Genomic DNA, 20,958 nt, shown 5'->3' on the forward strand with positions numbered 1-20,958 from the left:
GGCGGCAACCGGCCTCGCACCCACCCTATTCCCGCCACCCGCCGACTGCGCCCCGGGCCCGTCGGTCCCGGGGCGCGCCCGCCGCCCGCTACGGTGTCCCCAGGTACGCCTCCCCGACCCGCCGGTCCGCGCGCACCTCGGCGGGCGTGCCCTCGGCGAGGACGGAGCCCAGGTCCAGGACGACGACCCGGGTGCAGAGCTCCATCACGAAGGCCACGTCGTGCTCCACCAGCAGCACCGCACAGCCCTCCTGCGCCGCCAGACGCCGCACCACCCCCGCGAGCTGCGCCCGTTCCGGCGCCGAGGTCCCCGACGCGGGCTCGTCGAGCAGCAGCACCCTCGGCGGATCGGCCACCGCGCGGGCCAGTTCCACCATCCGGGCCTGCCCGGCCGGCAGCCCGCCCGCGTACGAGGACCCGAGCGCGCCGATCCCGCAGTCCGCCAGCACCCGCCCGGCCCGCTCCCGCCGCGCCCGCTCCCGGGCCCGGCGGGCCGGCAGGCCCAGCAGGTCGGCACCTGGCCCGCCCCCGCCGCCCCGCCACTCCTGGGCGACCAGCACGTTGTCGGCCACGCTCAGCTGGCCGAACAGCTGCTGCCGCTGGAAGGTGCGGCGCATCCCGTGCCGGGCCCGCCACACGGGGGAGCGCCGGGTGACGTCCGCCCCGTCGAGCAGCACCCGCCCCCGGTCGGGGCGCCGGATGCCCGACAGCACGTCGAACAGGGTGGTCTTCCCGGCCCCGTTCGGCCCGATCAGCCCCAACACCTCCCCGGCCCGGACCCGGAGGTCCACCCCGTCCAGCGCCCGGACCCCGCCGAAGCTCACACCGATCCCGCTCGCGCGGAGCACCGGTCCGTCCGTACCACCGCTCATGGCGCCATCCCCAGGTAGGCCTCGGTCAGCCGGTCCTGCTCCACCTCGGCCCGGGGGCCGCACCAGGAGACCCGGCCCCGTGCCAGACAGGCCACCGTGTCGGCGATCCCGAGGACCCCGGCGGCCTTCTCCTCCACCAGCAGCAGCGCGGTGCCGGCCTCGCGGAGCTCGGTCAGCAGCGCGTACACCTCCGCCACGACGCGCGGCGCGAGCCCGAGCGAGGGCTCGTCCGCGATCAGCACCGCCGGGGGCCGCTGGAGCAGCGGCGCGAGCGCCAGCATCTGCTGCTCCCCGCCCGACAGGGCCCCGGCGGCGACGCCGCGCCGCTCGCGCAGCCGGGGGAACCGGGCGTACACGGCGTGCCGGTCGCCGGGGTCCTCCAGGTACAGCGCCAGGTTCTCCTCGACGGTGAGCGCGGGGAAGATCCCGCGGCCCTCGGGGGCGAGCAGCACCCCGGCGCGCGAGCGCCGCACGGCCCCGTCACGGGTGGCGTCCCGCCCGGCCACGGCGACCGTCCCGGCCGCGGCCGGCAACAGCCCGGCCGCGACCCGGCAGACGGTGCTCTTCCCGGCCCCGTTGGGCCCGAGCAGCGCCAGCACCTGCCCGCGCCGGAGCACGAGGTCCACCCCGTGCAGCACGGTCCCGCCGTCGTACCCGGCGACGACCCCGCGCAGTTCGAGGGCGGGCGGTGGGGACGGTGCTGCGGGTGCGGCCGCTGCGGGGCCGTCCCCCGCCCCGCGGCCCTGTCCCGCCGTACCGGTCGGCGGCTCCGCCGCGGGCACGGGCCCGGCCACCGGCCCTCCGGCGCCGGCCGCAGCCCGTGCCCGGGGGAGTGCCGCTCGGGGGCCGCTGGCCGCAGGCCCCGCCCCGGCGGTCCGACCGCCTGCGCCCCGACCGCCGGCACCGGCACCGGCCGTCGGGCCTCCGGACCGGCTGCCGGGTGCCGGGGAAGGGTGCGGGGCGGGTGCCCCGCCGGCGGGTCCGGGCCCGAGGGGCCCGGCCGCGTTCCCGCTCCGCCCGGCCCGGGCCCAGCGCAGCGGCCCGGCCGCGCAGTAGCCGTCGGGGTCGTTGGCCAGGGCCAGGCCGGCCAGGCCGAAGAGGATCACCGGCAGGTGGGCCGACTCCGTCACGTAGTCCGACAGCAGCCGCGGGGCCACCGCGAACACCAGCCCCGCCACCACCGCGTACGGCGCCCGCCGCACGCCCGCGGCGACCACCACCGCCAGCCACACCAGCCCCGTCATGGCCGTGAAGTCCGTCGCCGTGATCCGGGTGTTGTACGAGGCGTACAGCACGCCCCCGAACCCGGCCAGCCCCGCCGACAGGGTGAACAGCAGCAGCTTCGTCCGCAGCACGGACACCCCGCAGGCCATGGCCGCCGCCGGGGCGGAGCGCACCGCCAGCATCGCCCGCCCCGACGGGGAGTTCCGCAGCGCGCCCAGCGCGGCCGCCACCAGCGAGACCAGCACCACCAGGGCCACCCCGAACGCCCGGTCGTCGGACAGGTCCAGCGGGCCGATCACCGGGCGCGGCACCGCCCAGCCCGCGTCCCCGCCGCGCAGCCACCGCATCTGGAACAGCACCTGGTCGGCCAGGAACGCCAGCGCCAGGGTGGCCAGCGCCAGCGAGCGCCCGCCCAGCCGCAGCGCGGGCAGCGCCACCAGCGCCCCCAGGGCGGCGGCCACACAGGTCCCCGCCGCCAGCGCCGCCGCGAAGGGCCAGCCCCGGCTCATCAGCAGCCCCGCCACCAGCGCGGCGCCGGTGACGAAGGTGGCCTGGGCCAGGGAGACCATCGCGCCGAGCCCGGTCACCACGGTGAAGGACATGAAGACCAGGCCGACGGCCAGCCCCTGCGCCAGCAGCCCGCTCCAGAACGGGGTGGTGACGGTGTAGAAGGCGACGCACAGCAGTCCCGCGCCCGCCGCCCACACCCCCCACCGGCGCCCCCACCCGGCCCCGGCCAGATGGTCGGGCGGCGGCGGTTCCGCGGCAGTGACCCCGGCGGTGCGGGCCCGCCGGGTCAGCACCAGCAGCCCGCCGAACAGGATCAGGAACGGCACCGCCGTGCGGAAGCCGGTGATCCCCTCGGCGAAGGAGGCGTACCCGGCGACGAGGTTCTGCACCACCCCGAGGCCCAGCCCGCCCGCGAAGGCCAGCGGCACGGAGGCGAACCGCCCGATCACGGCGGCCGTCGCCGACACGAACAGGAACAGGGTGAAGTCGTGCGCGGACAGCCCCAGGAGCGGGGTGGCCAGCACACCGGCGAGCCCGGCCAGGGCGGAGGCGATCATCCACGCCACCGACGACAGCCGGTCGGCGCTGATCCCGCGCAGTTCGGTCAGCGAGCGGTTGTCGACGGCGGCCCGCAGCCGCAGCCCCAGCCGGGTGTGCCGCAGCAGCACCCACAGCGCGGCCGCCACCACCGCCGTCACCACCCAGGTGATCAGCTGGTCGGAGTCCACGCCGACGCCGTCCCCGAGCTGCCAGGACCGTGCCGGGCTCGGCCCGACCCCGGGCAGCCCGAACTGGTTCTCGGCGGGCTTCAGCGGCAGGCCCGCCTCCGTCAGCAGCTCCACCGCCCACAGCCCGGCCGCCGGCAGCGCCACCAGCAGGCCGATGGTCGCCACGATCTGCGCGGTCTCCCCGACCCGGGCGAGCCGGCGGAACATCAGCCGGTCCAGGCCCCACCCGAGGCCGGGGGCGAGGACGCACACCACCAGCAGGGCGGCCGGGACGGCGGGCCAGCCCAGGCCCGAGTGCAGTTCGTAGAAGGTGAGCGCGCACAGGTAGGCGGTGGCCCCGTGCGCGAAGTTGAACAGCCCGGACGCCGAGTACGACAGCACCAGCCCGGTGGCCAGCAGCGCGTACAGGGCGCCGGAGACCAGGCCGCTCAGTACGAAGACGAGCAGGTCGCCCATGCCGCCGCCCTACTTGAAGGGGATCGGCTCGTGGCACTCGAACGGCACGGAGACCTCGTACCGGCCGCCCTTGAGCTGGACGAGCGCCCCGCAGCCGAAGCTGTCCTTCTGGCCCTTGGGCTCGGCGCGGTCGCCGACGAGGGTGCCGGTGTCGGAGAAGCTCTGGGCGGCGTTCTGGAAGTGCGTGGTGGTGAGGTCCTTGCCGGCCTTCTGGGCGATGGAGAGGAAGAGGTCCGCCGACATGTACCCGGTGAGCATGTGCATGTTCAGCGGGACCTCCTGCCCGCCCGAGGCGGCCTTGATGTCGGCCTTGAACTGCTTCATCTTCGGGCTGTCCGACTCGAAGGGCTCGAACTGGAGCAGGACGTGCACCCCTTCGAGGGCCTGCCGGGTGGCGTCCTTGGCGAGCAGCCCCGGGTCGTAGTCGGTGGGGTCGGAGATCACGCCCTTGTAGCCGGCGCGCTTGAGGGCCGTGAAGAGGCCGATGTTGTTCGGGGTCTGCATGACCGAGACGACGGCGTCGGGCGCCTTGCCGCCGGCGCTCTCCATGATCTCCTTGACGTACGCGCTCCAGTCGCTGGGCACGGCCGTCGCGGGCACCGAGGCCTTGGCGTAGGAGACGGTGAACCCGGCCGCGGCGAAGCCCTGCTGGAAGGTGCGGATGCCGAACTTGCCGGCGTCGCTGTCGTTGGCGATCACCGCGACCGACTTGCCCCGGGCGCCGCCGAGGACCTTGGCGATGCCCTCGGGCCAGGTCTGGTTGAGGGTGCCGCCGGGGGAGGGGACCAGGCAGCCGTTGAACCCGTAGATGTACTTGGGCCCGCAGAAGGAGGGCAGGGTGCCCCAGCCGAAGGTGGGGACCTTCTCCTGCTCCAGGAAGTCGGCACCGGAGAAGGTCACCGAGCTCATCGGGGCGACGGCGAAGACCTTGTCCTGCTGGACCAGCTTGCGGGCCGCCGCCAGGTTCTTCCCGGGGTCCTGGCCGTCGTCCTCCGCGCCGATGTAGTCGATCGTGCGGCCGTGGACGCCCCCCTCGGCATTGGCCCTGAGGTAGCGGGCCTTCGCCCCCAGGTCGGTGTCCTTCTTGCTGTAGCCGCTGGCGCTCGTCATCGAGACGATCCCGCCGACCTTGATGCTCTTGTCGGTGACCCCGCGCTGGTTCCCGGGGGCGTCCCCGGACTTCCCCGGCATCGCCTGGCCGGAAGGGGAGGCGGAGTTGCAGGCGGAGACGAGCGCGAGTACGGCCGCCGCGGCGGCCAGGGCGCGGATGGGTCGCGACATGGTGGATCCCCTCCGGTAGGAATCCCCGCATTCTGTGCGTGACCTGACGCACCGTCAATATTCTTGGCGCGATGAAATGACGGATCGTCAGATGAGGGTTACGAGGGGTACAGGCCCGCGACCTCCCGCTCGTACGCCTTCTCGATCGCCCGCCGCCTCAGCTTCAGCGAAGGCGTCAGCAGCCCCCGCTCCTCCGTGAACTGCTCGGCCAGCACCCGGAAGGCGCGGATCCCCTCGGCCTGCGACACCAGGGTGTTCGCCGCCACCACCGCCCGCCGCACCTCCGCCGTCAGGTCGGGGTCGCCCACCACCTGCGCCGCCGTCCGCTGCGGCAGCTTGCGCATCGACAGCCAGTGCGCGACCCCCTCCATGTCCAGGGTCACCAGCGCCGCGACGAACGGCCGGTCGTTGCCCACCAGCACGCACTGCGACACCAGCGGATGCGAACGCACCCGCTCCTCCAGGGCCGCCGGAGCCACGCTCTTGCCGTTGGAGGTCACCAGGATCTCCTTCTTGCGCCCCGTGATGGTCAGATAACCGTCCTCGTCCAGCCGGCCCAGGTCCCCGGTCGCCAGCCAGCCCCCGCGCAACACCTCCTGCGTGGAACGCGGATCCCCCAGGTACCCGGAGAAGACGTGCCCGCCGCGCAGCCACACCTCCCCGTCGTCCGCGATGTGCACCGTGCTCCCCGGGATCGGCGGACCCACCGTCCCGTACTTCACCGCCCCCGGCGGATTCGCCGTCGCCGCCGCACAGGACTCCGTCAGCCCGTACCCCTCGAACACCGTGATCCCGGCCCCCTCGAAGAACAGCCCCAGCCGCCGCGACATCGCCGACCCGCCCGACATCGCGTACCGCACCCGGCCGCCGAACGCCTCGCGGACCTTCCCGTACACCAGCTTCTCGAAGACCTGGTGCTCCATCCGCAGCGCCGCCGAAGGACCGGGCCCGGCCCCGAACGCCTTCCGCTCGCGCGCCCCCGCGTACCGCACCGCCGTCTCCACCGCCCGGTCGAAGGGCCCCCTGCGCCCCTCCGCCTCCGCCGCGCGCCGCGCCGCCGCGAAGATCTTCTCGAAGACGTACGGCACCCCCAGCACGAAGGTCGGCCTGAACGCCGCCAGATCCGGCAGCAGTTCGGCGGCGGCCACCGCCGGCTGGTGCCCCAGCTTCACCCCGGCCCGCACCGCCGCCACCTCCACCATCCGCCCGAACACGTGCGCCAGCGGCAGGAACAGCAGCGTCGACGGCTGCTCCCCGCCCGGACCCGCCCGGAACACCGACTCCCACCGCGCCACCAGCGTGTCGGCCTCGTACATGAAGTTGGCGTGCGTCAGCACACAGCCCTTGGGCCGGCCCATGGTCCCCGAGGTGTAGATGACCGTCGCCACGGCGTCCGGGGTCACGGCCCCCCGGTGCCGGTGCACCACCTCCTCGGCCACCCCCCGCCCGGCCGCCACCAGCTCCTCCACCGCCCCCGCGTCGAGCTGCCACAGCAGGCGCAGCCCCGGCAGCCGCTCGATCACCGAGCCGACCGTCATCGCCTGGTCCTCGTTCTCCACCAGACAGCCCGTGCAGGCCGAGTCGTACAGGATCCAGTGCACCTGCTCCGCCGACGACGTCGGGTACACGGGCACGGGCTGCGCCCCGATCGCCCACAGGGCGAAGTCGAACAGCGTCCACTCGTAGCGGGTACGGGACATCACCGCGACCCGGTCCCCGAACCGGACCCCCTGCGCCAGCAGCCCCTTGGCGAGCGCGAGCACCTCCCCGGCCAGCTGACGGGCGGTCACGTCCCGCCAGACCCCGTCCGTCTTGCGCCCCAGCACCACGTGCTCGGGATCCCGCCCGGCGCGCAGGAAGACCGAGTCGGCCAGGCCTCCGGCCGGAGCGCCGGTGACCAGGGGTGGGACGGTGAACTCGCGCAAGTTCCGCTCCTCTGCGTGCAGGGCGCCGCGACGCTACCTCACCCGCACCCGCGCCCGGCACCCCCGCGGAAACCTCCACAAGATCCCCCCGCACCCGCACCCCCCGTGACCTGCGACGCAGACGTACGTACGCCCTGCGGACACATGACCGGGCCGCGCGGCGCGGGCGGGCCATCTCCCCCGCGAGGGGGTGGGGGCGGGTCGGCGACTGCCCACCCGCCTCCCCGGGTGCGGGTGGGTGGGTACGTGGCACGGTGCGGCGGTGGGGGGCCTGCGGGCGGGGTGGGCCTGGAGCGGTGTCCGGCGTCGCGGTTCGGGGTGGGGTGGGCGCGGGGCGTGGAGGCTGGGGAGGGCCGTCGGCCTTCCGGGGCGGCGGGCTCTGGTTGTGGGGCGGGGTGGGTGGGGAGCGGTAGCTCCTGGGCCCGTCTCACAGTTGGTTTGGGGGTTTCCCGGCAGTCCATCGTCCTTCCGGTTCGTGCCGCCCTGTCAAGGGCGCTCCCTGCGGTCGCGTCGCTTCGCGATGGCCTTCGGCCACCCTTGACAGGCCGACCCGCCCCGGAAAGCCGAAAGACTGCCGGGAAGCCCCCAAAAGAACGGTCACGGGGAGAAGGAGCAGGGGCGGGCCCGTCAGGGATGGGCGAGGGGCCGGGGGCCGGCCTGCCGGGCATCCGAGCCCCATGTCCGTGATGCCGGGCCAGGGGCCCGGCCAGGACGCAGCAGATCGCTACGCGCTTCTCCCGGCCAAGCGTCCGGCGACCGCCTGGGGCTGGTACCTGCACGAAAAGTCGATCAGAGCAGGCCAGGGATCCGACAGGCGCGTCAGATCGCTACGCGCTCCTCTCGTCTCGGCGTCCGGCGGCCGTCCTGGGCTGGTCACAGGCACACAGAAGGCCTGCACGCCGTCTTTTCTCGCCCGTCCCAGCCCCAGACGGCCGCGGGACGCCGAAACGGGAGAAGCGCGTAGCGATCTGACGCGCCTGTCGGATCCCTGGCCTGCTCTGGTCGACTTTTGGTGCAGGTATCAGCCCAGGGCGGTCGCTGGACGCTGAGAAATGAGGAGCGCGTAGCGATCTGTCGCGCCTGTCGGCTCCCTGGCCTGCTCTGATCGACTTTTCGTGCAGGTAGAGCCGCACCCCTGGCCCCGGAACGGGGATATGGGGCCCGGATGCCCGGTGGGCCGGCCCCCGCCCACCCCCGCCCCGCACCCCGGGAGGCGGGTGGGCAACTGCCGACCGGGCCCGGTGGGTCGAGGGGGAGATAGCGGGCCCCACGAGGCGGCGTACCCCGCCCCCGCCCGTCAGGCCGGGCGGCTGAGGCGGTCGCCGCCCGCCAGGACGGCGGCCGCCAGGGCCTCCGCGGCCGGGGTCGGGCGGCGGCCCTGGAGGAGGGCGAACTCCACCGGCCCCAGTTCCGGCAGCCCGCCCACCCGGACCAGGCCCGGCGGGATCAGCCCCCGGGTGTGCGCCATCACGCCGAGCCCCGCGCGGGCCGCCGCGATCAGGCCGCTCAGGCTGCCGCTCGTGCACGCGATCCGCCAGGCCCGCCCGTCCCGCTCCAGCACCTCCAGGGCCCGCGCCCGGGTGATGCCCGGCGGCGGGAAGACGATCAGCGGCACCGGGCGCTCCGGGTCCACTCGCAGCCCCTCCGCCCCGATCCACACCATCCGGTCCCGCCACACCAGCCGGCCCCGCTCGTCCCCGGGCCCGCGGCGCTTGGCCAGCACCAGGTCCAGGCGCCCCGCGTCCAGCCGCTCGTGCAGCGTGCCCGACAGCTCCACCGACAGCTCCAGGTCCACCTCGGGGTGCTCGTGCCGGAACCCCTCCAGGATCTCCGGCAGCCGGGTCAGCACGAAGTCCTCCGACGCCCCGAACCGCAGCCGCCCCCGGAGCCGGGTCCCCGTGAAGAAGGCCGCCGCCCGCTCGTGCGCCTCCAGGATGGTGCGGGCGAAGCCCAGCAGCGCCTCGCCGTCCTCGGTCAGCCCGACGCTGTGCGTGTCCCGCACGAACAGCGGGCGCCCCGTGGCCTCCTCCAGCCGGCGCACGTGCTGGCTGACCGTGGACTGCCGTACCCCGAGCCGGGCCGCCGCCTGCGTGAAGCTGAGCGTCTGGGCCACGGTGAGGAAGGTGCGCAGCTGGACCGGGTCGTACATGCCCCCAGCCTAGGCCGTCATCGTGTTCCGTGATGACAGTCAGTTCGGTGTGCGGGTTTCCCGATGACCGTCGAACCGCCACGATGGTCGTACCCCCCCCGCACCTCTCGCCGTCCCCCCCATTCCCCGTACGACAGCAAGTGAGCACCCCCGATGCGACGCCCCCGCCTCCCCGCCTGGCTGCCCCTGGACCCGTACGTGCTGGCCCTGCTCGCCACCGTGGGCCTGGCCGCGCTGCTCCCCGCCCGGGGGGCCGGTGCCGCCGTCGCCGACGGGGCGTCCACCGCCGCCGTGGCCCTGCTCTTCTTCCTCTACGGGGCCCGGCTCTCCACCCGGGAGGCCCTGGACGGCCTGCGCCACTGGCGGCTCCACCTCACCGTCCTGGCCTGTACCTTCGTCCTCTTCCCGGTGCTGGGTCTGGCCGCCCGCGTCCTGGTGCCCGGCGTGCTCACCCAGCCCCTCTACAGCGGGCTGCTGTTCCTGTGCCTGGTCCCCTCGACCATCCAGTCCTCCATCGCCTTCACCTCGATCGCCCGGGGCAACGTCCCCGCCGCGATCTGCGCGGGCTCCTTCTCCTCCCTCGCCGGCATCGTCCTGACGCCGCTGCTCGCCGCCGCCCTCCTCGGCGGCGACGCCGGGGGCTTCTCCCTCGACTCCCTGCTGAAGATCGTCCTCCAGCTGCTGCTGCCCTTCCTCCTCGGCCAGGTCCTGCGCCGGTGGGTCGGCGGTTTCCTGGTGCGCAACAAGAAGGTGCTCGGCTACGTCGACCGGGGCTCGATCCTGCTCGTCGTCTACGCGGCCTTCAGCGCGGGCATGGCCGCCGGGGTCTGGCACCAGGTCAGCCTCCCGCGCCTGGGCGCCCTGCTGGCGGTGGAGGCCGTACTCCTCGCCGTCATGCTCCTCGCCACCTGGTACGGGGCGGCGCGCCTCGGCTTCGGCCGCGCGGACCGCGTCGCCGTCCAGTTCGCCGGGTCGAAGAAGAGCCTGGCCGCGGGACTGCCCATGGCCAGCGTCCTGTTCGGGGCCCAGGCCTCGCTGGCGGTGCTGCCGCTGATGCTGTTCCACCAGATGCAGCTGATGGTCTGCGCGGTCCTGGCCCGCCGCCGCGCCCGCGACCCCGAGGCGGTCCTCGCGGACCAACTCGACGCCCGACGTGTGGTGGAGGTCTCGCCCGGGGTCCAACCCCCCGCCGCCCAGGGCCGGTAACGTGCGGCAGTGACCTGGATACGCCCGCTCGCCGCCACCGCCCCGCGCCCCTGCACCCTCGTCGTCTGCCGAGGCTGCTGCTGCGGGGACCCCCGCAAGAACCCCGGCTCCGACCACGCCGGGCAGCTGGCCCGGCTGCAGGAGGCCGCCGCCGCGTCCGGGGGGCGCCTCGCGGTCCGTACGAGCGACTGCCTCGGGCCGTGCGCCCAGGCCAACGTGATCGTGGTCCAGCCCACCACCGAGGCCCGCCGCCGCGGCGCCCGGGCCGTCTGGTTCGGCTTCGCCCTGGACGACACCGCGACGGACGAGATCATCGCCTGGGCGGAGTCCGGCGGCCCCGGCAGCACCCCGCTCCCCGCCACCCTCGACCTGCACCGCATCGACCCCCCGGAGCCGAAGCAGCCCGCCGCCCCCCGGCGCGGCCGTCGCCGCTAGGTCGTCTCTTTCGGATCTTGCCGGGCGGCGCGGGTCAGGCGAGATCCGGAAGAGACGGCCTAGACCGTGCCCGGGAGCAGGATCCGCTCCTCGCCCGCGTACACGTTCATGTCGGGGCCGCGCAGGAAGCCGACCAGGGTCAGCCCCGACTCCAGGGCCAGGTCCACCGCCAGGGAGGACGGCGCCGACACGGCCGCCAGCACCGGGATGCCGGCCATGACCGCCTTCTGCGCCAGCTCGAAGGAGGCCCGCCCCGACACCAGGAGCACCGACCCGGCCAGCGGCAGCCGTCCCGCCTGGAGGGCCCGCCCGACGATCTTGTCCACGGCGTTGTGCCGGCCCACGTCCTCCCGTACGTCGAGCAGCTCGCCCTCCGCCGAGAACAGCGCGGCCGCGTGCAGGCCGCCCGTGCGGTCGAAGACCTTCTGCGCCGCGCGCAGCCGGTCCGGCAGCCGGGAGAGGAGCTCCGCGGGGACGCGTACGGGATCGGCGGCGAGTCCCGGGAAGCGGGTCGCCGTGCGGACCGCGTCCAGGCTGGCCTTGCCGCACAGTCCGCAGGAGGAGGTGGTGTACACGTTCCGCTCCAGCGTGATGTCCGGAACGGGAACCGAGGGGGCCAGCTGCACGTTGACCACGTTGTAGGTGTTGGTGCCGTCCTCGGTGGCGCCTTCGCAGTAGGTGACGGCCTGGACGTCCGAGGTGCGCGCGATGACGCCCTCGCTGACCAGGAAGCCCGCCGCCAGCGCGAAATCGTCCCCCGGGGTGCGCATCGTGATGGCCAGCGGCTTGCCGTTCAGCCGTATCTCCAGCGGCTCCTCCGCGACCAGGGTGTCGGGCCGGACCCCGGCCGCACCGCCCCGGATGCGTACGACGCGGCGCCGTTCGGTGACCCGTCCCATCGTGCTCAGCCCACCTGTTCCGTGCTCGTGTACACCTGACGGGGACATTCTCCCGGATCGGCCGCTGCGGGCGGTTCCGGCAGGAAGTTGCTCGGAATGCTCCAAATTCCAGTGGCGGAATCCTGTTGGGTCACGCGCACCCGTACCCGCCGGTAGCAGGCAAAGCTGGGTCAACCTGACTGCCTGCCGTACAGAGGGGGACCCCGCCCATGACCGGTTCACGCGTGGTGGCGCTAGGGCACTACCAGCCCGCGAAAGTGCTCACCAACGAGGACCTCGCGGCCATGGTCGAGACGAACGACGAGTGGATCCGCTCCCGGGTCGGCATCCGCACCCGCCACGTGGCGGGTGCCGACGAGCCGGTCGACGAGCTCGCCTACCAGGCGGCCGGCAAGGCCCTCGCGCACGCCGGCCTGAGCCCCGACGACATCGACCTCGTCCTGGTGGCCACGTCCACCGCCATCGACCGTTCCCCCAACATGGCCGCGCGCGTCGCCGCCAAGCTGGGCATGCGCGGGGCTCCCGCCGTGATGGACATCAACGTCGTCTGCTCGGGCTTCACGCACGCCCTGGCCACCGCCGACCACGCGATCCGGGCCGGCTCGGCCACCCGGGCGCTGGTCATCGGCGCGGACAAGATGACCGAGATCACCGACTGGACCGACCGCACCACCTGCGTGCTGACCGGTGACGGCGCGGGCGCGGCCGTCGTCGAGGCCTGCGAGGAGCCCGGCATCGGCCCGGTGCTGTGGGGCTCGGTTCCGGAGATGGGCCACGCCGTGCGGATCGAGGGCACGCCCCCCGTCTTCGCCCAGGAGGGCCAGTCCGTCTACCGGTGGACCACCAGCCAGCTCCCGCCGCTGGCCCGCAAGGTCTGCGAGAAGGCGGGCGTGACCCCCGAGGACCTCGCCGGGGTCGTGCTGCACCAGGCCAACCTGCGGATCATCGAGCCGCTCGCCGCCAGGATCGGCGCGGTCAACGCCGTCGTCGCCCGCGACGTCGTCGACTCCGGGAACACCTCCGCGGCGAGCATCCCGATGGCCCTCTCCAAGCTGGTCGAGCGCGGCGAGATCCCCTCCGGCGCCCCGGTCCTGCTCTTCGGCTTCGGCGGCAACCTCTCCTACGCCGGCCAGGTCATCAGCTGCCCCTGAGGAGCCCCCGGCCGCCCGGGCCGGACCCCCGCGCCGCCGGGCTCCCGGCATGCCCGCAGGTCAGCGCGGCGTGTCGGACCGGCGGTCGCTCGTAAACGTGGTCGGAAGCCGGTCGATCCCCTGCTATGGTTGTCCATGTCGCCGCGGGAAACCGGGGCCGACCACCTGGTCCGGGTGGCGGAATGGCAGACGCGCTAGCTTGAGGTGCTAGTGCCCTTTATCGGGCGTGGGGGTTCAAGTCCCCCCTCGGACACACAGAGGAAGAACCCCACTCCGGTGGGGTTCTTTCGCGTTTGGCGGCTGTCCCCGATTCCTTCCGGTGCCGAGCCCGGGTGAGCTCTCCGTGGAACGCGGTGGCCGGATCCGTCGGTGCGGCATCATGGGGCCTGACCGGGTCGAGGGGGGAACGTGTCGCAGGACGAATCGCGCAACGACGTCGTGATCGCCGGGCGGTACCGCCTGGGGAAGAGGCTGGGCCGCGGCGGGATGGGGACCGTGTGGCAGGCCGCCGACGAGCTCCTGGGCCGGGCGGTCGCCGTGAAGGAACTCCACGTGGGCGAGGGCAAGGAGGCCGCGGGAGCCCTGCGCGAGGCCCGTACCGTCGCGCAGATCAAGCACCCGCACGTCGTCGTCGTGCACGACGTGGTCGAGGACGACGGCCGCCCCTACATCGTGATGGAACTCGTCGAGGGCGGCTCGCTCGCCGACCGCCTCGGGTCCACCGGGCCGCTGGACGCCGCCGAGACCGCCCGGATCGGCCTCGCCCTGCTCGGGGCCCTGAGCGCGGCGCACGACCGCGGGGTCCTCCACCGGGACGTCAAGCCCGCCAACGTCCTCATGGAGGCGGGCACCGGGCGGGTCGTTCTCACCGACTTCGGCATCGCCCGCCTCGCGGGCTCCACCACCATCAGCGAGACCGGCGCCTTCGTCGGCTCGCCCGAGTACACCTCCCCGGAGCGGATGCAGGGAGCCGCCGCCGGGCCCGAATCCGACCTGTGGTCGCTCGGCGCCCTGCTGTGCGCGGCGCTGACCGGAGAGTCGCCCTTCCACCGGGACTCGCTGGGCGGGGTGCTGCACGCCGTCGTCTACGACGAGATCCGCCCGCCGGTCCAGGCCGGTCCGCTGACCCCGCTCGTCCGGGGCCTGCTGGAACGCGACACCGAACGCCGGCTGGGCGTCGCCGATGCCCGGCGGATGCTGTCCGCGTATGTCACCACCGGCAGCCTGCCCCTCCTCGACCGCACCCCGGGCCCGGCCCGCCCGGCCGGGCCCGCCGACCCGCCCGGGCCCGCCGCCCCTTCTGGGTACTCGCCGACCGAACGCGTCACGGCGCAGACCGGCCCCGCCGCGCAGCCGGGGCCCCGCCGGGCCGGCCTGCGCGTCGGGCTGGTCGCCGCGCTCGTGGTGGTGGCCGTCATCGGCGCGGTGGCCGTGACCTCCCTGCTCTCGGACCGGTCCGGGGACAAGGGCCGGGCGGCCGGGCCGGGCGACCCCACGTCCCCTTCCCCCGCGGTGACCAGCTCCGCCCCGCAGTCCCCGACGGCCCCGGCCGCGGCCTCCGCGGGGGCCACCGCCACGACCACGGCCACGGTGACCGCGCCGGCCCCGGCCCCGCCCGCCCAGCCGGCCCCCGGCAAGGCGGCGCCCGCCGGGTACCGCTTCGTCTCCGACCCGGAGGGCTTCGGGCTCGCCGTACCGCAGGGCTTCCAGCGCACCACCGACGACCAGCGGGTCTTCTACGTCTCCCCGGACGGGGCGATCCGGATCGGCATCAAGGTGAAGCCTGCTTCGGGCGGCCCGCTCGCCGCGATGCGGCAGTCCGACGCCAACGGCCCGTCCAACAACCCGGGCTACCGCGACAACACGATCGTCCCCACCACGCACGACGGACTGCCCGCGGCCCTGTGGGAGTTCACCTGGAACGGCTTCACCGCCGCCGAGGGGCCCCGGCACACCTTCGACCTCTGCTGGGACGAGAACGGCCGGATGTACGACGTCTGGGTCTCGGCCCCCCTGGGCCGCCTCACCCAGGCCAGGGGGAACTTCGACGCCGCCCTGGACTCCTTCGTCCCGGTCGGAGGATAGGGGCCAGGGGCCCGCCGGGTCAGGAGTCCGCGCGCTCCTGCCGGGTGCCCAGGACCACCAGGCCCTCCGGGGCCGGGAGGCTGCCGGGGGCCAGCGGGCCCAGCGTCCGCGGCAGCGCGAGGTGCGGCCCGCCGCCCTCCGGGGGCGCGTCGAACAGGTACGCGGCCCCCGACGCGGAGTCACTGACCAGGTGCGGGCCGGCCGCCGACGCGGCGAAGCGGGTCAGCGGGGTCCGGAAGAGTCGGCCCAGCTGGCGCAGGGTCTCCGGGGTGGCGGCCGCGGCCGGCGCGGGCGGGGCGGCACCCGCCGGGACGTCCGGGGGGATGGCCCCGGACAGCAGCAGCGCCAGCAGCACCGGCACGGCCTTGCGGCGCAGGGCCTGCGTCGCGGCACCCAGCCGGTGCGCGTGCGCGGCGGGCAGCGACAGGGCTAGGCTCCCGGCGGCGTCGCCCGTGGCGATCGGCACGGCCGAGCAGACGACCCCGGGGGAGTACTCGCGCAGGTCGAACACCGGGGCGCCCGGAGCCACCGCGTCCAGGGCGCTGAACAGGGCCCGGCTGTCGGTGATGGTCCGCGCGGTGAGCCGGGCCGGCCGGTGGCGGGCCACGTGGTCGGCCCGGCCGTCGTGGTCGAGCTGCGTCAGCAGGCACTTCCCGACCGCGCTGGCGTGCGCGGCTGCCCGGAAGTCCACCCACTCCCGCACCGGCGGAGCTCCCGGACCGTCCGCCATCTGGGTGATCCGGACCTCGCCCTCCGCGTACCGGCTCAGGTACACGGCCGCCCCCGCGCTGTCGCGGGCCAGCGCCAGGGTGCGCTGGAGCTGCCCGGCCAGACCGCCGCCGCCCGGGGCCGCGAGCCGGTCCAGGGCCGGGCCGGGCGCGTACACCCCGGCGGCCGGGCAGTACGCGTACTCCTCCTCGCGCAGCATCACGAGCAGCGGGCGCAGCTCCGCCGCGGCCAGTCCCGACTGCCGGGCGAGCCGGGCGGCCCGCACCCCCAGCGGGTGCCGCTCCAGGACCCGCACGACGGCCAGGGCGCGCCGCGCCTGGGCCAGGGCCTCGCCGGTGTCGGACGGGACCGCGGTCCCCCGCGCGGCCGACGTCAGCGCGGGGTGCCGCAGCGGGCCCGGGCCCGGGCGGGGCCGGGCGGCGGCGGACGGCAGTGGCGGAGGGGGCGGGGGCGGCGGCAGGAACGCGGCCAGCACCGCGGGCAGCCCCGGCCTGGGCAGCGGTACCGGGCCCAGATCGGGGTCGTCGCACTGGTCGACGTACCGCAGGACGGCCGCCTGGGCGCACAGCCGCACCTCGCGCAGCTCGCGCCGGCCACTGGGCCGGAACCCCCGGCGGCACAGCTCCCGCGCCCAGTGGCGGGCGTCGTGGTGCTCGCCGCGCCGGGAGTGGTCCAGGAAGAGGCAGTAGGCGGCCGGGGCGGTGCGCGGGCTGCCGGAGCCGGCGGCGAACTGCCACCAGAAGCGGGATCCCTCGCGCAGCCCGGCCAGGTACAGCAGGCAGCCGAAGACGACCGCCCCCGGCAGGTCGCTGTGCCGGCTCGCCAGGAAGGCTTCGAGGTCGGCCCCGGCCCGCGGGTCCCCGACCACGGTCAGGCAGGCGGCCTTGAGGTCCCGCCGGGCCCGCTCCGACTCCAGCGGGCGCTCCCGCGCGGGGTCGCTCCAGCCGAAGGGCCGGCGGCGGCTCCGGGACGGGGCGGCCGGGGGGGCGCCCGGGGCGCGGGGCACGCGCAGCAGCCGGGCCTCGGCCGCGCCCAGGTCGTAGTGCGGGTAGCGGTCGCGCACGCCCGCACAGGCCAGGAACTCCGCCAGGGAGCGCGGGCCCGCCGCCCGGCCGCCGCCGGGGCCCGGGTGCTCGCCGGGCCTCATGATCCGGCGGAGGCGTCGAGCAGCCGGGCGAGGCGCCGGTGGGCCTGGCCGAGCTGCGAGCGGACGGTGGCCTCGTCGACGCCCATCACGGCGGCGGCCTCCCCGAGGGTGCACTGGAGCCCGTAGCGCAGCAGCACGGTGTCGCGCTGCCGCTCGGCGAGGCGGGAGACCGCCGAGTAGAAGCGGATGGTGTCGGTCAGCACCTCGTACTGGTCGGAATGCGCCTCCTTGAGGGCCGCTTCGAAGGCGCTGATGTCCATCGGCTCGGGGCGGCGCAGGCGCGGGTCGCGGCGCTGCTGCCAGTCGACGATCCGCTGCTTGAGCACGGTCCAGGCGTAGGCGTCGAGGCGGTCCATGTGCAGCATGCGCAGCCACTCGTTCATGATCGAGTCGAAGGTGGCGTCCACCGCGTCCTCGGCGGCCCCGTCGGAGCCGAGCTGGAGGTACGCGAAGCGCATGTACGCGGGCCGCCGGTTCGTGTGGAAGGCCCAGTACGACAGGCGCGCGGTCGGATCCCACTGACTCATGGGCGTCGGCTGCCGCCGTCGGCTGGGCAGTCCCACGGCCCCGCCGGACTCCTCCGGTCCGCCATCGTTCACCGTTCCCCACCTCATCCCCTGGTGCGGGGTCCATGAGAACAGCGCCTACGCCCCCCGAGAAGGCTGAGGAACAACATGAGGGGATTAGGCCCGGTGGTGATCGGTTGCTGACCGATGACGATCGGGCGGGGTGCCGCGGAGGCCGAACGCATATGCCGGGGCCGGCCGCGGTCCGGCGGGAGGTCCGGCGGGAGGTCCGGTGCCTGGTCCGGCGGGAGGTCCGGTGCGCGGACACCGGTCGGGGCCCCCGCGGTGCGGCTGTAGCATGGGCCCATCGCGAGGGCCGTGACGGAGAGGTCACAGTCCTCGCTTTTGCGTTGCGTCCCGACGTACCGCCCCGGACCCCCGGGAAAAAGCCGACGCGTGGCGTTTCGCCGGTTCGATACGATGAACCGCGCGTTGTCACGCGTAGATCCGTACAAATGAAACGAATGGAGCATCCGAGGATGGCTCGACACCTGATCACCAGCGCGCTTCCCTACATCAACGGGATCAAGCACCTGGGCAACATGGTCGGGTCGATGCTTCCGGCGGATGTGTACTCCCGGTACCTCCGCCAGCGCGGCCACGACGTCCTGTACATCTGCGCCACCGACGAGCACGGCACCCCCGCCGAGCTCGCCGCCAAGGAGAACGGCCTGCCGGTCTCCGAGTTCTGCGCGCAGGCCCACGACGCCCAGAAGGCGGTCTACGACGGCTTCGAGCTGTCCTTCGACTACTTCGGCCGCAGCTCCTCCGCGCAGAACGTCGAGATCACCCAGCACTTCGCGCGGCAGCTCCAGGCCAACGGCTTCATCGAGGAGCGCGCGATCCGGCAGGTGTACTCGCCCGCCGACGGCCGCTTCCTCCCGGACCGCTACGTCGAGGGCACCTGCCCGCACTGCGGTTACGACAAGGCCCGCGGCGACCAGTGCGAGAACTGCACCCGCGTCCTGGACCCCACGGACCTGATCGAGCCCCGCTCGGCCATCTCCGGCTCCACCGAGCTGGAGGTCCGCGAGACCAAGCACCTGTTCCTCCTCCAGTCCAAGCTCCAGGTCGAGGTCGAGGCCTGGGTCGCGGAGCACGAGGAGGAGTGGCCGCAGCTGGCGTCCTCCATCGCCCGCAAGTGGCTGACCGAGGGCCTGCACGACCGCGCCATCACCCGCGACCTCGACTGGGGCGTCCCGGTCCCGGCCGACACCTGGCCGGAGCTGGCCGCCGAGGGCAAGGTCTTCTACGTCTGGTTCGACGCGCCGATCGAGTACATCGCCTCCACCAAGGAGTGGGCCGACGCCGACCCGGCGAACCGCGACTGGAAGTCCTGGTGGTACGAGGCCGAGGACGTCCGCTACACCCAGTTCATGGCCAAGGACAACGTCCCGTTCCACACGGTGATGTTCCCCGCCACCGAGCTCGGCACCCGCGAGCCCTGGAAGATGGTCGACTACGTCAAGGCCTTCAACTGGCTGACGTACTACGGCGGCAAGTTCTCCACCTCGCAGAAGCGCGGCGTCTTCACCGACCAGGCGCTGGAGATCCTGCCCGCCGACTTCTGGCGCTACTTCCTCATCGCCAACGCCCCCGAGTCCGACGACTCCTCCTTCACGTGGGAGCACTTCGCGGCCACGGTCAACAAGGACCTCGGCGGCACCCTCGGCAACTTCGTCAACCGCGTACTGACCTTCTCCCGCAAGAAGTTCGGCGACGAGGTCCCGGCCGGCAGCCCGGCCGGCGAGGCGGAGGCGAAGCTCGGCGAGCAGATCGCCGAACTGCTGGCCGAGTACGAGGGCCACATGGACACCCTCCAGTACCGCAAGGCCGCCGCCGCGCTGCGCGCCCTGTGGTCGGCCGGCAACGCCTACCTGGACGAGAAGGCCCCGTGGCTGGAGGTCAAGACCGACCTCGACGCCGCCGCCCTCACCCTGCGCACCGCGATGAACCTCATCCACCTCTACTCGGTGGTCTCCGAGCCGTTCATCCCGGCCTCGGCGCGCGCCATGCGCTCCTCCTTCGAGCTGGCCGGCGACACCGCCGCCTGGGTCACCCCGGAGCAGGCCAAGGCGCTGGACACGGTCCCGGCCGGGACCCCGTTCACCGTGCCGCCGGTGCTCTTCGCCCGCGTCACCGAGGAGGACCTGGAGTCCTACCGCGAGCGCTTCGGCGGCAACCCGGAGGCCTGAGCGCCCCCGTGACCGCCCGTTGAGGGGCGCGGCCCGTGCGGCCGCGCCCCTCCGGCGTGTCCGGGGGCGGTGCGTCCCGGGGCGGCCCCGGGTCCGCCGGCGGGGCGCCGATGGTAGGCAAAACCCCACCACGAGGACTCCGCCTGGGCGTGCAGACCCGGCCGGGGCCGCACGGCTGGAATGGGTCCATGACCCCTTCCCGTACCGCCCGGTGGACGGCCGGCTGGCTGCTCGCCGCCGCCTGGGCGCTGTCCTTCCCGCTGTTCTCCTCGCTGGCCCCGCACCGCCTGTGGGGCTGGTGCGCGGCCGCCGGATACCTCGCCGCCGCGGCCGCCACCGCCCTCGGCCGGCGCCGGGAAGCGCTCGCCGCCGCCCTGGCCGGGGCGGTGGCCGTACCGCTGCTGTACCTGGTGCTCACCGGGCAGGGGCAGTCCGAGGTCGGCGTCATCGAACGGTCCGGGCGGCTCCTGCTGGAGACCGGAAGGCTTTACGTGGACCGGCCCGCCGGGGTCGAGGAGTACACCCCCTACCTCCCCGGCATGGCCCTCCTGGGCATCCCGCGCGCCCTGCTCGGCGGCGCCTTCGGAGACGGGCACGAGTGGGCGGTACGGCTGCTGGGCGACGCCCGGCTGTGGTGCGCGGCCGCCCTGTTCGGCGGGATGCGGGCGGGCCGCCGCCTGCTGGGCGCCGCCCCCTCCCCGCTGCTCCCGGCCCTGGTGGCCTCGCCGGTCGTGGCGCTCCCGCTCGCGGTGAGCGGGGTGGACCTGCCGCTGGCGGGGCTGTGCTGCCTGGCCCTCGCGGCGGCCGCCTCCGGCCGCCCGGCGGCCTCCGGGGCGGCCCTGGCCGCGGCGTGCGCCCTCAAGTGGACGGCGCTGCCCGCGGTGGCGGTGGTGCTGGCCCTCCTCGCGGCGTGCCGGGGCCGGCGGGCGGCGCTGCGGTGCGCGCTGGTGACGCTGCTGGGGACGGCGGCCCTGGTGGTGCCGGGCCTGCTGCTCCAGCCGGGGGAGCTGTGGCGGCAGGTGTTCGCCTTCCCGACCGGGCGGGCCGAGGTGCCGACCCCGGCGAGCAGCCCGCTGCCGGGCCGTCTGCTGGCGGAACTCGGGCCGTGGGGCTGGCACCTGGCGGTGGGTCTGCTGATGGCCGGCGGGCTGGGGGTGGCGCTCTCGCTGCTGGTGCGTCCGCCGCGCACCGTGGTGGCCGCGGCCGACCGGCTCGCGCTCGGGCTGACCCTGGCGTTCCTGCTGGCCCCGGCGGGCCGCTTCGGCTACCTGGCGCTGCCGCTGCTGCTGGTGGCCTGGGCCCGGTCGGCGGCCCCGGCGGGCCCGGCCGCCTCCCGGATCGTGCTGCGCTCCCGCGAGGGGGTCGGCGGGTCCCCTCGTACCGCGTCACCCGGCCGGTGAC

Annotated in this window: 13 protein-coding genes, 1 tRNA gene and 1 pseudogene; 7 read left to right on the plus strand and 8 right to left on the minus strand. The window is 74.8% G+C overall.

All coding sequences use genetic code 11. The annotated features are described in order from the left end of the window. Positions 1–88 precede the first annotated feature (88 nt). The 5 genes from ACIPW5_RS33045 to ACIPW5_RS33065 form a co-directional block, all read right to left on the minus strand. Positions 89–871, minus strand: a complete 783-nt coding sequence (locus ACIPW5_RS33045; protein ID WP_401252983.1) for an ABC transporter ATP-binding protein — start codon at positions 869–871, stop codon at positions 89–91. Beyond that, a complete protein-coding gene (locus ACIPW5_RS33050) occupies positions 868–3,789 on the minus strand; it encodes an ATP-binding cassette domain-containing protein (RefSeq protein WP_401252986.1) in 2,922 nt (973 codons plus the stop codon). Before ACIPW5_RS33050 ends, ACIPW5_RS33045 begins: the two co-directional genes overlap by 4 nt. Positions 3,790–3,798: 9 nt before the next feature. Further along, the gene (locus ACIPW5_RS33055; protein WP_401252988.1) at positions 3,799–5,070 is read right to left on the minus strand and encodes an ABC transporter substrate-binding protein; all 1,272 of its coding nucleotides are present in this window, start codon (positions 5,068–5,070) and stop codon (positions 3,799–3,801) included. A gap of 98 nt (positions 5,071–5,168) precedes the next feature. Beyond that, positions 5,169–6,995: an AMP-dependent synthetase/ligase gene (locus ACIPW5_RS33060; RefSeq protein WP_401252990.1), complete on the minus strand. Its 1,827-nt coding sequence runs from the start codon at positions 6,993–6,995 to the stop codon at positions 5,169–5,171. Between the two features lie 1,297 nt (positions 6,996–8,292). Next, positions 8,293–9,144, minus strand: coding sequence for a LysR substrate-binding domain-containing protein (locus ACIPW5_RS33065; protein ID WP_401252993.1), 852 nt, complete (start codon positions 9,142–9,144; stop codon positions 8,293–8,295). Between the two features lie 153 nt (positions 9,145–9,297). Here ACIPW5_RS33065 and ACIPW5_RS33070 point away from each other — a divergent pair, with 153 nt between their 5' ends. Then, entirely contained in the window at positions 9,298–10,350 is a 1,053-nt protein-coding gene (locus tag ACIPW5_RS33070; protein ID WP_401252995.1) for a bile acid:sodium symporter family protein, read from the plus strand. Positions 10,351–10,359: 9 nt separating this feature from the next. Further along, positions 10,360–10,785 (plus strand): (2Fe-2S) ferredoxin domain-containing protein, encoded by a 426-nt coding sequence (locus ACIPW5_RS33075; protein ID WP_401252997.1) that lies wholly within the window; start codon positions 10,360–10,362, stop codon positions 10,783–10,785. A 59-nt stretch (positions 10,786–10,844) separates the two neighbouring features. Here the strand turns inward: ACIPW5_RS33075 and fdhD are convergent, their stop codons facing one another. Then, positions 10,845–11,684 carry a formate dehydrogenase accessory sulfurtransferase FdhD gene (fdhD, locus tag ACIPW5_RS33080; protein ID WP_401252999.1) on the minus strand — a complete coding sequence of 280 codons (840 nt, stop codon included), beginning with the start codon at positions 11,682–11,684 and terminating at the stop codon, positions 10,845–10,847. Positions 11,685–11,893: 209 nt separating this feature from the next. On the opposite strand from fdhD, the gene ACIPW5_RS33085 reads away from it, so the two are divergent. The 3 genes from ACIPW5_RS33085 to ACIPW5_RS33095 all read left to right on the plus strand — a co-directional run bounded on the left by ACIPW5_RS33085 (position 11,894) and on the right by ACIPW5_RS33095 (position 14,920). Further along, positions 11,894–12,835, plus strand: coding sequence for a beta-ketoacyl-ACP synthase III (locus ACIPW5_RS33085; protein ID WP_401253002.1), 942 nt, complete (start codon positions 11,894–11,896; stop codon positions 12,833–12,835). 168 nt (positions 12,836–13,003) lie between these two features. Next, positions 13,004–13,088: transfer RNA gene (locus ACIPW5_RS33090), tRNA-Leu, on the plus strand. A gap of 155 nt (positions 13,089–13,243) precedes the next feature. Next, positions 13,244–14,920 (plus strand): serine/threonine-protein kinase, encoded by a 1,677-nt coding sequence (locus tag ACIPW5_RS33095; RefSeq protein WP_401253004.1) that lies wholly within the window; start codon positions 13,244–13,246, stop codon positions 14,918–14,920. A gap of 334 nt (positions 14,921–15,254) precedes the next feature. Here the strand turns inward: ACIPW5_RS33095 and ACIPW5_RS33100 are convergent. Then, positions 15,255–15,974, minus strand: a pseudogene (locus tag ACIPW5_RS33100) (IclR family transcriptional regulator C-terminal domain-containing protein); the annotation flags it as partial. Positions 15,975–16,792: 818 nt separating this feature from the next. Further along, positions 16,793–17,323 carry an RNA polymerase sigma factor gene (locus tag ACIPW5_RS33105; protein ID WP_401253007.1) on the minus strand — a complete coding sequence of 177 codons (531 nt, stop codon included), beginning with the start codon at positions 17,321–17,323 and terminating at the stop codon, positions 16,793–16,795. 518 nt (positions 17,324–17,841) lie between these two features. Here ACIPW5_RS33105 and metG point away from each other — a divergent pair. Both metG and ACIPW5_RS33115 read left to right on the plus strand, forming a co-directional pair. Continuing rightward, positions 17,842–19,557, plus strand: coding sequence for a methionine--tRNA ligase (metG, locus tag ACIPW5_RS33110; RefSeq protein ID WP_401253010.1), 1,716 nt, complete (start codon positions 17,842–17,844; stop codon positions 19,555–19,557). A gap of 188 nt (positions 19,558–19,745) precedes the next feature. Next, complete coding sequence (locus ACIPW5_RS33115) at positions 19,746–20,957, plus strand: glycosyltransferase 87 family protein (protein ID WP_401253013.1); 1,212 nt, start codon at positions 19,746–19,748, stop codon at positions 20,955–20,957. The last annotated feature ends 1 nt before the right edge of the window (position 20,958 follow it).

It is taken from the genome of Streptomyces sp. NPDC090077, assembly GCF_044747545.1.
Lineage (GTDB): Bacteria > Actinomycetota > Actinomycetes > Streptomycetales > Streptomycetaceae > Streptomyces.

Bases quoted from the DNA above. Each gene is read 5' to 3' on its own strand.
- ACIPW5_RS33050 (WP_401252986.1), bottom strand. From the start codon at position 3,789: ATGGGCGACCTGCTCGTCTTCGTACTGAGCGGCCTGGTCTCCGGCGCC.
- ACIPW5_RS33070 (WP_401252995.1), top strand. From the start codon at position 9,298: ATGCGACGCCCCCGCCTCCCCGCCTGGCTGCCCCTGGACCCGTACGTG.
- ACIPW5_RS33045 (WP_401252983.1), bottom strand. From the start codon at position 871: ATGAGCGGTGGTACGGACGGACCGGTGCTCCGCGCGAGCGGGATCGGT.
- ACIPW5_RS33065 (WP_401252993.1), bottom strand. From the start codon at position 9,144: ATGTACGACCCGGTCCAGCTGCGCACCTTCCTCACCGTGGCCCAGACG.
- ACIPW5_RS33085 (WP_401253002.1), top strand. From the start codon at position 11,894: ATGACCGGTTCACGCGTGGTGGCGCTAGGGCACTACCAGCCCGCGAAA.
- ACIPW5_RS33055 (WP_401252988.1), bottom strand. From the start codon at position 5,070: ATGTCGCGACCCATCCGCGCCCTGGCCGCCGCGGCGGCCGTACTCGCG.
- metG (WP_401253010.1), top strand. From the start codon at position 17,842: ATGGCTCGACACCTGATCACCAGCGCGCTTCCCTACATCAACGGGATC.
- ACIPW5_RS33115 (WP_401253013.1), top strand. From the start codon at position 19,746: ATGACCCCTTCCCGTACCGCCCGGTGGACGGCCGGCTGGCTGCTCGCC.
- fdhD (WP_401252999.1), bottom strand. From the start codon at position 11,684: ATGGGACGGGTCACCGAACGGCGCCGCGTCGTACGCATCCGGGGCGGT.
- ACIPW5_RS33105 (WP_401253007.1), bottom strand. From the start codon at position 17,323: ATGAGTCAGTGGGATCCGACCGCGCGCCTGTCGTACTGGGCCTTCCAC.